Raw genomic sequence first — 13,145 nt, forward strand, 5'->3', positions numbered from 1 at the left:
ATGAAGAACACGTTCGACAAGGAGCGGCTGCTCCTCGGGGCGGCCGGTCCGGTCATCGCCCTGGTGACGTCGGTCGTCCTGACCTCGATCGTGCTGGTGCTGTCGGGCAAGAGCCCGTTCCAGCCCTACACGATCATGTTCACCCAGGCCACGTACTCCGACGTACAGGTCCTGATCATCAACCAGGCGGCCATGTACTACCTGGCCGCCCTCGCGGTGGCCATCGGCTTCCGGATGAACCTCTTCAACATCGGCGTCGACGGCCAGTACCGGCTCGCCGCGATGGTCGCCGCCATCGTCGGCGCGAAGGTGGCGCTGCCCGCCGCCCTCCAGCTGCCGATGCTGATCATCGTCGCGATGCTCACCGGCGCCATGTGGGCCGGCATCGCGGGCATCCTGAAGGTGACGCGCGGGGTCAGCGAGGTCGTCGCGACGATCATGCTGAACTCCATCGCGTCCGGCCTGATCGGCTACCTCTACCTGCCCGAGATCTTCGGCGTGCAGGTCGGCAACAACAAGACGACCGGCACGATGCACGAGTCCGGCTGGTTCCCCGGCATCAACATGGGCGCCTCCGGCGAGATCTACGGCTTCGTGGTCATCGCCGCGCTGCTCGGCGTCGTCTACTGGTTCGTCCTCAACCGCACCCGCTTCGGCTTCGACCTGCGCGCCACCGGCTCCTCCGAGTCGGCCGCGGCCGCCTCCGGCGTCGACGCCAAGCGCATGGTGCTGACCGCGATGCTCGTCTCCGGCGGCCTCGCGGGCCTGGCCGGCATGCCGCTGCTGCTCGGCGAGGCGCACACCTACAGCCTCACCTTCCCGACCACCATCGGCTTCACCGGCATCACGATCGCCCTCCTCGGCCGGAACAGCCCGGTCGGCATCGCCTTCGCGTCCCTCCTGATCGCCTGGCTCGACAAGGCCTCGCAGCAGCTCGACTTCGAGGGCTACGACAAGGAGATCGCGACGATCATGCAGGGCATCATCGTGATCGCCGTCGTCGTCTCCTACGAGTCCGTACGCGTCTGGGGGCAGCGCCGCCAGCAGCGCCGGGTCGGCATCGAACTCGGCACCGCGCTCGCGCGGCCCACCGACACCAACGACCTCAAGAAGGAGGTGGCTGCCCGATGAGCACGGCTACGGTCCTCGACAAGAAGCCCGCGTCGCAGCCCGCACCCGGCGGCCGCCGCAGAATGTCCCTGCCCGTCACGATGATCGTCATCGCCGCGGTCCTGGTGCTGACCTCCCTGGTCCGCCTGATCACCGACGCGGACGGCATCACGAACGTGAGCCAGATGGCGACCGCCCTCCAGCTCGCCGTGCCGATCGGCCTCGCCGGGCTCGGCGGCCTGTGGGCCGAGCGCGCCGGCGTGGTCAACATCGGCCTCGAAGGCATGCTCATCCTCGGCACCTGGTTCGGCGCCTGGGCCGGTTACCAGTGGGGCCCGTGGGTCGGCGTCCTCGCCGGCATCATCGGCGGCGCCATCGGCGGCCTGCTGCACGCCGTCGTCACGGTCACCTTCAACGTGAACCACATCGTCTCCGGTGTGGCCATCAACATCCTCGCGCTCGGCGTCACCCGCTACCTCTCCAACTTCACGTTCGAGGGCGTCGAGGGCGGCACCACCAAGCAGTCCCCGCCGGTCGACTCGCTCGGCACGATCACCGTCCCGGGGCTGTCCGACTGGCTGACGACCCTGAACGAGAAGCACTGGTTCCTGATCTCGGACATCGCCGGTCTGCTCGGCGGTCTCTTCACGGACCTGTCCCCGCTGACGATCGTGGCCGTCGCGCTCATCCCGGCCACCTGGTGGATCCTGTGGCGCACCTCGTTCGGGCTGCGCCTGCGCTCCTGCGGCGAGAACCCGGTCGCCGCCGAGTCGCTCGGCGTCAACGTCATCAAGTACAAGTACATCGCCGTGATCATCTCCGGCGGGCTCGCCGGTCTCGGCGGCGCGTTCCTGTCGATCGTCGCCAACCCCTTCTACCTGGAGGGCCAGACCGCCGGCAAGGGCTACATCGGCCTCGCCGCGATGATCTTCGGCAACTGGATGCCGGGCGGACTCGCCCTCGGCGCGGGCCTGTTCGGCTACACCGACAGCCTCAAGCTGCGCGGCGGCACGGAGAACGTGCACGCGCTGCTGCTCCTCGTCGCCCTGCTCCTGGTGATCGGCGCGGTGTGGATGCTGGTGCGGAAGAAGTACGTCGCCGGCGCGGTCTGCGCCGTCGTGGCCGTCGGTACGGCAGCCTGGTACGCCACCACGGACGACGTGCCGACCCAGCTCGTCACGGCGACTCCGTACATCGTCACGCTGCTCGTCCTGTCCTTCTCGGCGCAGCGCCTGCGCATGCCGAAGGCGGACGGCCAGCCGTACCGGAAGGGCCAGGGCACGTGACCTCCGCCCCGGACGTCGACTGGGAAGCACTGCGGCAGGCGGCCCGCGAGGCCATGTCCCGCGCGTACGCCCCGTACTCGGGCTTCCCGGTCGGCGCGGCGGCCCGCGTCGACGACGGCCGCACCGTCACCGGCTGCAACGTCGAGAACGCGTCGTACGGGCTCGGCCTGTGCGCCGAGTGCGGACTGGTCTCCCAGCTCGCCGCGACGGGCGGCGGCCGCCTCACCCACTTCACGTGCGTGGACGGCAAGGGCGAGATCCTGATGCCGTGCGGCCGCTGCCGCCAGCTGCTGTACGAGTTCGGGGGCGACCGGCTCCTGCTGGAGACGTCCGCCGGGGTGCGCTCGCTGGGCGAGATGCTGCCCGACGCCTTCGGCCCGGAGCACCTCGTCTGACCTTCTTCACCACGGCTTGCGGCCGCTTCTCCTTCGGGAGGAGCGGCCGTTGTCGTAACCCCACAAAGTGTGCGGGCCGAATCGCTCGCCTACCGGGCTTCAGCGCAGGGTGTCTGCCGTGATGGTCTCGGATGAGAACGCGATCCGTCTTGTGAACTGTCTCTAAGGGAGAAGGCCGAGATGCCCGAGAACGAAGCGGTAGTGGTGACCGGTGCCGGAGCGACGACCCCGGTGGGCGGGGACGCCGCGGCCACCTGGGCGGCCCTGCTGGCGGGCACGTCCGGCGTGCGCGCCCTGACGCAGGAGTGGGCCGAGGAGCTGCCGGTGCACGTCGCCGCCCCGCTCGCCCACGAGCCGACGGAGGAGCTGTCCCGGGTCGAGGCGCGCACGCTGGACCGCGTCGAGCAGATCGCGCTGGTCGCCGCCCGGCAGGCGTGGCGGGACGCGGGTGCGCCCGAGGCCGACCCCGTACGGATCGCCGTCGTGATCGGCACCGGCACCGGCGGCGTCCTCACCACCCTCGGGCAGGACGACGTCTTCGAGCGGTCCGGGGCCCGCAAGCTCTCCCCGCACACCGTGCCGATGCTGATGCCCAACGGTCCGGCCGCCCGGGTCAGCATGGACCTCGGCGCCAAGGGCGGCGCCCGCACCCCGGTCAGCGCCTGCGCCTCGGGCGCCGAGGCCCTCGCGCTGGGCCTGGACCTGATCCGGGCGGGCCGCGCGGACGTCGCCGTCGCCGGGGGAGTGGAGGCGTGCCTGCACCCCTTCACGCTCGCCGCGTTCGCGCAGATGAAGGCGCTGTCGCCGCGGGCCGACGACCCCGAGTCGGTCTCCCGTCCCTTCGACACCGCCCGCAGCGGCTTCGTGATGGGCGAGGGGGGCTGCGTCCTGGTCCTGGAACGGGCGGGCTTCGCCCGGGCCCGCGGCGCCCGCGTCCTCGGCACGCTGGCCGGCGCCGCGGTCGGCTCCAGCGCGGACCACATCACCGCCTCGGACGCCGCGGGCCAGGTCGCGGCCATCGAACTCGCGCTGCGGGACGCCGGATTGGGCCCGCGCGACATCGGCCATGTGCACGCCCACGCGACCTCCACCCCGTCCGGCGACCTCGCCGAGGCGGCGGCCGTGCGGCAGGCGATCGGCGACCACGCCCCGGTCAGCGCCACCAAGTCGATGACCGGCCACATGCTCGGCGCCTCGGGCGCGCTCGGCGCCCTGTCGGCGCTGCTCACCCTCCGGGACGGCGTCGCCCCGGCCGTGCGCAACCTGGACGACCTCGACCCGGCGGTCGACCTCGACGTCGTACGCGGCGAGAACCGCACCGGAAGCTGGCACGCGGCCCTCGCCAACTCCTTCGGTTTCGGCGGCCACAACGTGAGCCTGGTGTTCACGGGCAACCGGTGATCCCGGCGGGTCTTCCCGCCCCGCATCTATGCGCGTAGAGTCAGTCGCGTCACCTGTAACGGCCCCTGGAAGGAAGTGCCATGGACGTCATCTCCGTCATCCGTACGAAGCGGGACCGGGGCCGGCTGAGTGACGAGCAGATCGACTGGGTGGTCGACGCGTACACGCGCGGAGCGGTCGCGGACGAGCAGATGTCGGCGCTCGCCATGGCGATCTTCCTGAACGGCATGGACCGCGCCGAGATCGCCCGGTGGACCGCCGCGATGATCGACTCCGGCGAGCGGATGGACTTCTCGGTGCTGGCCCGCCCGGCCGCCGACAAGCACTCCACGGGCGGTGTCGGCGACAAGATCACGCTGCCGCTCGCGCCGCTGGTCGCCGCGTGCGGGGCGGCCGTGCCGCAGCTCTCGGGGCGCGGCCTCGGCCACACCGGCGGCACCCTCGACAAGCTGGAGTCGATCCCCGGCTGGCGCGCGGACATCACCAACGACGAGATGATGCGCACCCTGGAGGACGTCGGCGCGGTCATCTGCGCGCCGGGCAGCGGCCTCGCCCCGGCCGACAAGAAGCTCTACGCGCTGCGCGACGTCACCGCGACCGTGGACTGCATACCCCTCATCGCCTCGTCGATCATGTCGAAGAAGATCGCGGAGGGGACCGGCTCGCTCGTCCTGGACGTGAAGGTCGGCACCGGCGCGTTCATGCGGGAGCTCGACCAAGCCCGTGAACTGGCCCGCACCATGGTCGGATTGGGCACCGACCACGGGCTGCCGACCGTCGCCCTCGTCACCGACATGAACACCCCGCTCGGCCTGACGGCGGGCAACGCCCTCGAAGTGCGCGAGTCCGTCGAGGTGCTCGCGGGCGGCGGCCCCGCCGACGTCGTCGAGCTGACCCTCGCGCTGGCCCGCGAGATGCTCGACGCGGCGGGCCTGAAGGACGCCGACCCGGCCAAGGCCCTCGCCGACGGCTCGGCGATGGACGCCTGGCGGCGCATGATCGCGGCGCAGGGCGGCGACCCGGACGCGGCGCTGCCCACGGCCCGCGAGACCCACGTCGTCACGGCCGCCTCCTCGGGCGTCCTGACCCGCCTCGACGCCCTCTCGGTGGGCCTCGCCGCCTGGCGCCTCGGCGCGGGCCGCGCCCGCAAGGAGGACCCGGTGCAGGCCGCCGCCGGCGTCGAACTCCACGCCAAGCCCGGCGACTCCGTCTTCGCCGGCCAGGTCCTGATGACCCTGCACACCGACACCCCGGAGCGGTTCGCCTACGCGCTCGAAGCACTGGAGGGCGGGTACGACATCGCACCGGCCGGCACCGTGTTCTCGGCGGGGCCGATCGTGCTGGAACGTATCGGCTGACCTGGGGTTTCCTCATTCGGGTGAACGGGACCGGTGGACCATCCCCGGTCCCGTTCGGCATGCTGGTATCGGTGACGACCGATAGGAGCACCGCCATGAGCGCACTCGCCGTCGAGCCCGGGCCCGCCCGCGGCTCGGACTGGGACGCGACCGTCCGCCTCTGGGAGGAGACGGACGCTCCCGAGGGCTGCAAGGTGGAGATCATCGAGGGGATCGTCACCTTGGCACCGCCGCCTTCCGAAGAGCACAACGACGCAGCTGAGCTGGTCACCGAGATCCTCTGGCCCGCCCGGCCGGAGGGCTGCGGGATCTACCAGACTCTGGGCCTGGTAGCCGCCGATGCCGCCGGCCTCTACATCCCCGACCTCTGCGTCGTCCCGAGGGCCGCTCTGCGCGAGGGCCGTCGCGTCCAGGCGGCGGAGGCCGAACTCGTCGTCGAGATCACCTCTCAGGGCAACGCGAACCACGACCGGATCAAGAAGGCGCACGGATACGCAAAGGCGGGCGTGCCCCTCTACCTGCTCCTGGACCCCTGGCAGTCCGGACGGCCGACCGCGACCCTGTACGGCGAACCCGCGAACGGGACCTACCGGGTGCTGGACTCGGTCGAGTACGGCGAAGGACTGCGACTGCCCGCGCCGTTCGACATCACCCTCGACACCGGCGTGCTGCCCCTCAGGGACTGAGTCACCCCAACAACGCCGCAACCACCACAAGAACCGGCACCGCCACCATCGTCGACAGCAGGATCGACTCCCGGGCCAGGCGCTCGCCCACCCGGTACCGGCTCGCGTACGTGAACAGGTTCTGCGCCGCCGGAAGCGCCGACGTCACCACCACGTCCAGCAGCCGCGCCCCGTACAGCCCGAAGAGCGACGCCGCAAGCGCCCAGGCCGCCACCGGCTGGCCCACCGACTTCAGCGCCGTCGACAGCAGCACCGGCACCCGGTCCGCGCCCCGGCCGCCCGGCCACGAACTCCCGCACAGCGAGATGCCGAACGCGATCAGGATCGCGGGCACCGACATGTTCCCGATCAGTTCCAGCGGATCGAAGACCGGCGAGGGAACCGTCCAGCCGGTCGCCGACACCAGCACCCCGGACAGCGAGCCGATCGCGATGGGATTGCGGAACGGCGTCAACAGCCGCTGCGCCCACGACAGTCGGGCCCCCGACCGTGCCTCGGACAGATCGAGGACCGTCAGCGCCACCGGCGTCACGAACAGCTGCTGGAAGAGCAGCACCGGAGCCACCAGCGAGGCGTCACCGAGGACGTACACGGCGATCGGGATGCCGAGATTCCCCGCGTTCACGTAACTGGAGCAGAGCGCCCCGACCGCGGTGCGGCCCACGCCCCAGCCGCGTACGACACCCACCGCGATGAAGACCCCGGCGGTGATCGCCGTGGACAGCGCCGTCACCAGCAGGCTCGGCGACAGGATCAGCGACAGATCGGCCTTGGCCAGCATCGTGAAGAGCAGCGCCGGGGTCGCCACATGGAAGGCCAGCCGGGTGAGCACCTCCCGGCCGCCGTCGCCCAGATAACCGCGCCGCCCGATGACGTAACCGACCGCGATGACGAGCGCGATGACCGCGAATCCGTTGAGTACCCCCTGCACGTACTCCACCCTCGGACGCGGAAGAACCGCAGGTCAACGTTGATCAGCATCAACGTGACCCAGCCCACGCCGAAGCCCGGGACCGCCACCGATGAGTTCCGGCCGCCCGGCGGGTCTCGTCTTGCGTGCCTTCCTTCCCCGCTCCCTCCGTCGTGGTCGTCGCCGGGCCGATCCGCCCCGCCGACGTGCCCGAGCTGTGCGACCGTGTCCGCGCCGCCCGCCGGGGCGACGGCGGGGACATCGTCTGTGACGTCTCGGGCGTCACCGCGACCGATCTCGCCACCGTCGACGCGCTGGCCCGGATGCAGCTCGCCGCCCGGCGGGCCGGCGGACGGATCAGACTGCGCGATCCGTCCCCCCGGCTCGCCCTGCTGCTAAGCCTGACCGGCCTCGGGGACGCCCTGGGCATCGAGCCGCTCGGGGACCCCGAAGAGCGGGAACCACCGCTTGGAGAGGTCCAGGAAGCAGTGGAAACCGGCGATCCGACCCTCTGAGATCTCCAGGACCTGGATGGCCCAGGGCACGAACCCGCCGCTGTCCGGGTCCGGCTTGTAGTGGGCGAACGCCGGTGTCCCGTTCGCCGAGACCGGCAGCAGGCGGGAGCCCGCGCACTCGTGGCCCAGCGTGACCATGAAGCCCGTGATGTCGTCCGTGCCGCGCAGCCACAGGTCGAACGGCGGCATCGTCATGACGGCGTCCTCGGCCAGCAGCTCGGTGAGCGCCTTCATGTCGTAGCCCTCGAAGGCCGAGACATAGCGCTCCAGGAGCTTCTGCTGCTCCTCGTCCAGCGGGTTCGCCGTCGCCGAGTCCGCCGGAGGGGCCTCCGCGAGCGTGGCCCGCGCCCGCTGGAGCGCGCTGTTCACCGAGGCCACCGTCGTGTCGAGCAGCTCGGCGACCTCGCTCGCCCGCCACGCCAGGACCTCGCGCAGGATCAGCACCGCCCGCTGCTTCGACGGCAGTTGCTGCAGGGCCGCGACGAACGCGAGCCGCACCGACTCCCGCGCGACCGCTGCCTCCGCCGGGTCGTGGACGGTCGGCAGCACTCGCGCGTCGGGCATCGGCTCCAGCCACACATTGTCCGGACGGGGGGTGAGGGCGGCCTGGGCGAGCGGGGCGGCCGCCGTCAGGTCCATCGGCCTGGCCCGCTTGTTGCCCGCGTTCAGCGAGTCCAGGCAGACGTTCGTCGCGATGCGGTAGAGCCAGGAGCGCAGGCTGGAGCGGCCCTCGAACGTGGCGAAGCTGCGCCAGGCGCGGACCATCGTGTCCTGCACGGCGTCCTCCGCCTCGAACGCCGACCCCAGCATCCGATAGCAGTACCCGGTCAGCTCGACCCGGTATTTCTCCAGGTCGTCGAGGCCGGGCCTCGTCGCGGTGTCACTCATCGTCCAACGCCCCCATCGCGGCTGTGATCGTCAGCACATCCCCAGTACTTCGCAAGCTACCGCAGCCCACTGACAACGGCCCCCGGACCGGCGAAAAGCGCAGGTCCGGAGGCCGTGAAGAGAAGCCGAGAGGGGTGGGTCAGTGTGCGGAGACCGGCACCCCGGCGTGCCGCTGCCGGGTCCGTGCCGCGTACGTCCCCCACACCGTCAGCGCGACGACACCGAGCACGGCGACGAAGCCGAGCCCCACCGTGCCGTCCCAGCCCGCCGCGTGGAACGCCAGGGCGCCCACCGCCGAGCCGACACTCGATCCGATGTAGTACGCGGACTGGTAGAGCGCGGACGCCTGCGCCCGGCCGTGCGTCGCGGTGTGGCTCACCGAGGACGAGGCCGTGGCGTGCCCGGCGAAGAAGCCCGCCGTGATCAGCACCAGGCCGATCAGCATGACGAGGAGGTGCGGCACCAGTTCCAGGACCAGGCCCGCCGCCGTGGTGCCCGCCGCCAGATAGAGCGTGCCGCGCCGCCCGAGCCGTCCGACCAGCTTCCCGGCCGTCGACGAGGAGACCGTGCCCACCAGGTACACGAGGAAGATCGAGCCGACGAGGCCCTGGGAGAGCGAGAACGGCGCCTCGGTGAGCCGGTAGCCGATGACCGTGTAGGTCGCGCCGAACACCATCATGAACAGCGCGCCGATCACGTACAGGCGGCGCAGCAGCGGGTTGGCGAGGTGGCCGCCTACCGTGCGCGCGAGGGCGCGCGGGTGCAGCGAGCCCGCCGTGAAGTGGCGCGGCGCCGGCAGCAGCGCGCGGAACGCGACGGCGCACGCGACCGCGATGACGCCGATGGTCCCCACGGCCACCCGCCAGCCCCACGCCTCGGCGAGCCAGCCGCCGATGATGCGGCCGCTCATCCCGCCGATGGAGTTGCCCGCCACGAACAGGCCGATCGCCGTGACCAGCGCCTTCGGCCGGACCTCCTCCGCCAGGTACGCCATCGCCGAGGCCGGCAGGCCCGCGAGCGCCGCGCCTTGCAGCACCCGCAGCGCGACCAGTACGTCGAGGGAGGGCGCGAAGGGCACCAGGAGTCCCACCACGACCGCCACCGTCAGCGACGCCGTCATCAGCGTGCGCCGCCCGAACCGCTCCGACAACGCGCTCAGCGGCAGTACGCACACGGCGAGCGCGAAGGTCGCCCCGGACACCGTCCAGCTCGCCGCGCTCGCGCTCGCGCCGTAGTCGGCGGAGACCAGGGGGAGCAGGGCCTGGGTGGAGTACAGCAGCGCGAAGGTGGCGACGCCTGCGAGGAAGAGGGCGAAGCTCATCCGGCGGTAGCCGGGCCCGCCCGGGGCCATGCGCGAGTCGCTGGGGGACGGATGGGCGGCGACCGCGTGGGTGACGGCCGCCCGGCTACTGGCAGGAGACATGTCACGAACGTAGGACGGTCCGACTCATGCGTCCAATGCATGGACACTCCATAATCGTTCCCATGGAGCATGAGCACACGTCAGCGCGGCGCGAGACCATGGTCAGTGACACGGAAGACATCGTCACCCTGCTGGCGCCACGGCTCTCCTACTTCGCCGCGGTGGCCCGCACCGAGCACGTCACGCGCGCCGCGCAGGAGACGCAGGTGCCGCAGTCGACCCTCTCGCGCGCGATGGCGCGGCTCGAACGGGACCTGGGCGTCGACCTGTTCGCCCGCCACGGCCGCACGGTGTCGCTGACCCCCGCGGGCCGCACGTTCCTCACCTCCGTCGAGCGGGCCCTCGCCGAGGTGGAGAAGGCCGCCGAGTCCGTCCGCGCCGACGCTGACCCGGCCTCCGGAAAGGTCGCCTTCGGCTTCCTGCACACCATGGGCGTCGAAACGGTGCCCGGCCTGATCAGCGCCTTCCGCGCGGAGCATCCCCGGATCCGCTTCAGCCTCGTACAGAACTACGGCGAGGCGATGCTGGAGCGGCTGCGCGCGGGGGAGCTGGACCTGTGTCTGACATCGCCGCTGCCCGACGCCCCCGACCTGGTCGCCCGCCGCCTCGACGAGCAGCGGCTCCGGCTCGTCGTCCCCGAGGACCACCGGCTCGCTGCCCGCAAGCGCATCCGGCTCGCCGAGTGCGCCGACGAAACGTTCGTCACCCTCGAACCCGGCTACGGGCTGCGCCGCATTTTCGACGACCTCTGTAAGAAGGCGGGCTTCAAGCCCCGCGTCGCCTTCGAGGGCGAGGAGGCCGAGACGCTGCGCGGCCTGGTCGCGGCGGGCCTCGGCGTCGCGCTGCTGCCGCCGCCGACCGTGCCCCGGCCGGGCGTGGTCGAGCTGACGGTCACCGGCGGCCGCGCGGTCCGCGAGATCGGCGTGGCCTGGCTGGACGGCCACCCGGACACCCCTCCGGTGGCCGCGTTCAAGGAGTTCCTGCTGTCACGGCGGGGGCGGCTGCTGTCGCAGGGGCCGGGGACCCCGGCCGGCTCCGCCGGGACGTGAGCTACGGGGCCAGCGTCCGGCCGAACCCCGCCGCCAGCGGCATCCGCAGCCCGATCGGCGGGGGCGCCGCGAGGGCGTCCTGCAACGGGCGGGAGAACGGGCGGCCGAAAAGGGTGCCGAGGGCGAAGTCCACGGTCAGCGCGGAGACTTCGGAGCGGTGCTGGGACATGGTGTGGCCGTCCGAGTGCACCTCGAAGCGGCACACGTCCCGGTTGGCCTTCTTCGCCCGCCCGGCGAGCCGGAACGACAACTCCGGGTCGGTGCGCCGGTCGTCCGTGCCGTGCACGATCAGGACGCTGCGGCCCGCGAGCTGTTTCACCGGTTCGGGCGGTGCCGCGACATCGTCCTCGGGCAGCCAAGGGGCGAGTGCGAGCACGGAGTTGACGGCCTCGTGGCCGCCCGCGTGCAGCGCCGCGCGCCCGCCCATGTCCTGGCCCACGAGACAGATCGGCACGTCACCGTAGCGGCGTACGACCTCGTCGGCGGCCCACTCGGCGTCCCGGGCCAGCTCGGCCTGCGGCCCGTTCCACCCCCGGTACCGGTAGTGCACGGCATGGGTGACCAGGCCCTGTTCGCGTCCCGCGCGCGTGAGCCTGCGCGCCAGCGGCCGCAGCAGCGGCGCCGCGAACGGCGAGGGTCTGCGGGTGGACGTCTCCTCGCCCGACGGCAGCAGCAGCACCACGCCGCCGACCGCCCCGGGCACCGGCCCCACCGCCTTGCCGAGCCTGGCCTCGCGGGCCGGCATCGCTCGCTCCTGCATGACAGAACAGTGTCAGAAGCATGGATGTACGCCACCCGTCCGCAGGGTCACTGTTGCGTATCGGCAGATCACGTTCTCCGCACTTTCTGGCGCGTACTTGACCCGACCCGGCGCGATCTACGCGCGTAGGAGTTAGAGTGCGGAAATGACGAGCCAGACACAGAACGTGCCCACCGCGGAGCAGATCCGCCGCGCCCCCAAGGTGCTTCTCCACGACCACCTCGACGGCGGCCTGCGCCCCGGCACCGTCGTCGACCTGGCGCGCGAGCAGGGGTACGAGAGCCTGCCGGAGACCGACCCCGACAAGCTCGGTACCTGGTTCCGCGAGGCGGCCGACTCCGGCTCCCTGGAGCGGTACCTGGAGACGTTCGCCCACACCTGCGCCGTCATGCAGACCAAGGAGGCGCTGTTCCGGGTCGCCGCCGAGTGCGCCGAGGACCTCGCCGAGGACGGTGTCGTCTACGCCGAGATCCGGTACGCGCCCGAGCAGCACCTGGAGAGCGGCCTCACCCTCGAAGAGGTCGTCGAGGCGGTCAACGAGGGCTTCCGCGAGGGCGAGCGCCGCGCGAAGGAGAACGGCCACCGCATCCGCGTGGGCGCCCTGCTCACCGCGATGCGGCACGCGGCCCGCGCCCTGGAGATCGCCGAACTCGCCAACCGCTACCGCGACCTGGGCGTCGTCGGCTTCGACATCGCGGGCGCCGAGGCCGGCTTCCCTCCCACCCGCCACCTCGACGCGTTCGAGTACCTCAAGCGCGAGAACAACCACTTCACGATCCACGCCGGTGAGGCCTTCGGGCTGCCCTCGATCTGGCAGGCGCTCCAGTGGTGCGGCGCCGACCGCCTCGGCCACGGCGTGCGCATCATCGACGACATCAAGGTCGCCGACGACGGCACGGTCCAGCTCGGCCGCCTCGCGAGCTACGTGCGCGACAAGCGGATCCCCCTGGAGATGTGCCCGACGTCCAACCTCCAGACGGGCGCGGCCGCTTCGTACGAGGGCCACCCCATCGGCCTGCTGCGCAAGCTGCACTTCAGGGCCACGGTGAACACGGACAACCGCCTGATGTCCGGCACCTCGATGAGCCGCGAGTTCGAGCACCTGATCGACGCTTTCGGCTACACGCTCGACGACATGCAGTGGTTTTCCGTCAATGCGATGAAGTCAGCATTCATTCCTTTCGACGAACGACTGGCGATGATCAATGACGTCATCAAGCCCGGATATGCCGAGTTGAAGTCCGAGTGGCTCTTCCGCCAGACCGCTTCGACCAGCGGTTCTGTCGCCGAATAGGCAATTTCGAGCACCCAGAAGGCGGCCGCGGATTCCGACGCGCGGCCGCTTTCCGGTGTTTGCGGACGTG

The 13,145-nt window shown here is 71.4% G+C and carries 13 protein-coding genes; 9 read left to right on the forward strand and 4 right to left on the reverse strand.

The genetic code is table 11. From position 1 onward, the window contains the following. The 6 genes from K377_RS16100 to K377_RS16125 all read left to right on the forward strand — a co-directional run bounded on the left by K377_RS16100 (position 1) and on the right by K377_RS16125 (position 6,236). Positions 1–1,131, forward strand: coding sequence for an ABC transporter permease (locus tag K377_RS16100; protein ID WP_111664198.1), 1,131 nt, complete (start codon positions 1–3; stop codon positions 1,129–1,131). Beyond that, the gene (locus K377_RS16105; RefSeq protein ID WP_111664013.1) at positions 1,128–2,396 is read left to right on the forward strand and encodes an ABC transporter permease; all 1,269 of its coding nucleotides are present in this window, start codon (positions 1,128–1,130) and stop codon (positions 2,394–2,396) included. The genes K377_RS16100 and K377_RS16105 overlap by 4 nt, the downstream gene beginning before the upstream one ends. Beyond that, the gene (locus K377_RS16110; protein ID WP_111664014.1) at positions 2,393–2,791 is read left to right on the forward strand and encodes a cytidine deaminase; all 399 of its coding nucleotides are present in this window, start codon (positions 2,393–2,395) and stop codon (positions 2,789–2,791) included. Before K377_RS16105 ends, K377_RS16110 begins: the two co-directional genes overlap by 4 nt. A gap of 180 nt (positions 2,792–2,971) precedes the next feature. Beyond that, positions 2,972–4,192, forward strand: a complete 1,221-nt coding sequence (locus tag K377_RS16115; RefSeq protein ID WP_111664015.1) for a beta-ketoacyl synthase — start codon at positions 2,972–2,974, stop codon at positions 4,190–4,192. Positions 4,193–4,272: 80 nt separating this feature from the next. Beyond that, entirely contained in the window at positions 4,273–5,550 is a 1,278-nt protein-coding gene (locus K377_RS16120) for a thymidine phosphorylase (protein ID WP_111664016.1), read from the forward strand. 95 nt (positions 5,551–5,645) lie between these two features. Next, on the forward strand, positions 5,646–6,236 hold the full coding sequence (locus K377_RS16125; RefSeq protein WP_111664017.1) for a Uma2 family endonuclease: 591 nt from the start codon (positions 5,646–5,648) through the stop codon (positions 6,234–6,236). 1 nt (position 6,237) lies between these two features. On the opposite strand, the gene K377_RS16130 is transcribed toward K377_RS16125, so the two are convergent. After that, entirely contained in the window at positions 6,238–7,167 is a 930-nt protein-coding gene (locus K377_RS16130) for an AEC family transporter (protein ID WP_111664199.1), read from the reverse strand. A 125-nt stretch (positions 7,168–7,292) separates the two neighbouring features. On the opposite strand from K377_RS16130, the gene K377_RS16135 reads away from it, so the two are divergent. Then, positions 7,293–7,661: an STAS domain-containing protein gene (locus K377_RS16135; RefSeq protein ID WP_111664018.1), complete on the forward strand. Its 369-nt coding sequence runs from the start codon at positions 7,293–7,295 to the stop codon at positions 7,659–7,661. On the opposite strand, the gene K377_RS16140 is transcribed toward K377_RS16135, so the two are convergent. Further along, positions 7,542–8,549: a sigma-70 family RNA polymerase sigma factor gene (locus K377_RS16140; protein WP_111664019.1), complete on the reverse strand. Its 1,008-nt coding sequence runs from the start codon at positions 8,547–8,549 to the stop codon at positions 7,542–7,544. The genes K377_RS16135 and K377_RS16140 overlap by 120 nt on opposite strands. A 139-nt stretch (positions 8,550–8,688) precedes the next feature. Further along, the gene (locus K377_RS16145) at positions 8,689–9,972 is read right to left on the reverse strand and encodes an MFS transporter (protein ID WP_111664020.1); all 1,284 of its coding nucleotides are present in this window, start codon (positions 9,970–9,972) and stop codon (positions 8,689–8,691) included. A 62-nt stretch (positions 9,973–10,034) separates the two neighbouring features. Between K377_RS16145 and K377_RS16150 the strand changes: the two genes are divergently transcribed. Beyond that, the gene (locus K377_RS16150) at positions 10,035–11,021 is read left to right on the forward strand and encodes a LysR family transcriptional regulator (protein WP_111664021.1); all 987 of its coding nucleotides are present in this window, start codon (positions 10,035–10,037) and stop codon (positions 11,019–11,021) included. Position 11,022: 1 nt separating this feature from the next. Here the strand turns inward: K377_RS16150 and K377_RS16155 are convergent, their stop codons facing one another. After that, positions 11,023–11,781: an alpha/beta hydrolase gene (locus K377_RS16155; RefSeq protein ID WP_111664022.1), complete on the reverse strand. Its 759-nt coding sequence runs from the start codon at positions 11,779–11,781 to the stop codon at positions 11,023–11,025. Between the two features lie 145 nt (positions 11,782–11,926). On the opposite strand from K377_RS16155, the gene K377_RS16160 reads away from it, so the two are divergent. Beyond that, positions 11,927–13,075 (forward strand): adenosine deaminase, encoded by a 1,149-nt coding sequence (locus K377_RS16160; protein ID WP_111664023.1) that lies wholly within the window; start codon positions 11,927–11,929, stop codon positions 13,073–13,075. Positions 13,076–13,145: the final 70 nt, after the last annotated feature.

Origin of the sequence: Streptomyces sp. PsTaAH-137 (assembly GCF_003259365.1) — a bacterium.
In the GTDB taxonomy this organism is placed as follows: domain Bacteria; phylum Actinomycetota; class Actinomycetes; order Streptomycetales; family Streptomycetaceae; genus Streptomyces.

Excerpts from the sequence above, each read along its gene's own strand:
- K377_RS16150 (WP_111664021.1), top strand. The coding sequence starts at position 10,035 with ATGGAGCATGAGCACACGTCAGCGCGGCGCGAGACCATGGTCAGTGAC.
- K377_RS16155 (WP_111664022.1), bottom strand. The coding sequence starts at position 11,781 with ATGCAGGAGCGAGCGATGCCGGCCCGCGAGGCCAGGCTCGGCAAGGCG.
- K377_RS16140 (WP_111664019.1), bottom strand. The coding sequence starts at position 8,549 with ATGAGTGACACCGCGACGAGGCCCGGCCTCGACGACCTGGAGAAATAC.
- K377_RS16115 (WP_111664015.1), top strand. The coding sequence starts at position 2,972 with ATGCCCGAGAACGAAGCGGTAGTGGTGACCGGTGCCGGAGCGACGACC.
- K377_RS16145 (WP_111664020.1), bottom strand. The coding sequence starts at position 9,972 with ATGTCTCCTGCCAGTAGCCGGGCGGCCGTCACCCACGCGGTCGCCGCC.
- K377_RS16160 (WP_111664023.1), top strand. The coding sequence starts at position 11,927 with ATGACGAGCCAGACACAGAACGTGCCCACCGCGGAGCAGATCCGCCGC.
- K377_RS16105 (WP_111664013.1), top strand. The coding sequence starts at position 1,128 with ATGAGCACGGCTACGGTCCTCGACAAGAAGCCCGCGTCGCAGCCCGCA.
- K377_RS16125 (WP_111664017.1), top strand. The coding sequence starts at position 5,646 with ATGAGCGCACTCGCCGTCGAGCCCGGGCCCGCCCGCGGCTCGGACTGG.
- K377_RS16100 (WP_111664198.1), top strand. The coding sequence starts at position 1 with ATGAAGAACACGTTCGACAAGGAGCGGCTGCTCCTCGGGGCGGCCGGT.
- K377_RS16120 (WP_111664016.1), top strand. The coding sequence starts at position 4,273 with ATGGACGTCATCTCCGTCATCCGTACGAAGCGGGACCGGGGCCGGCTG.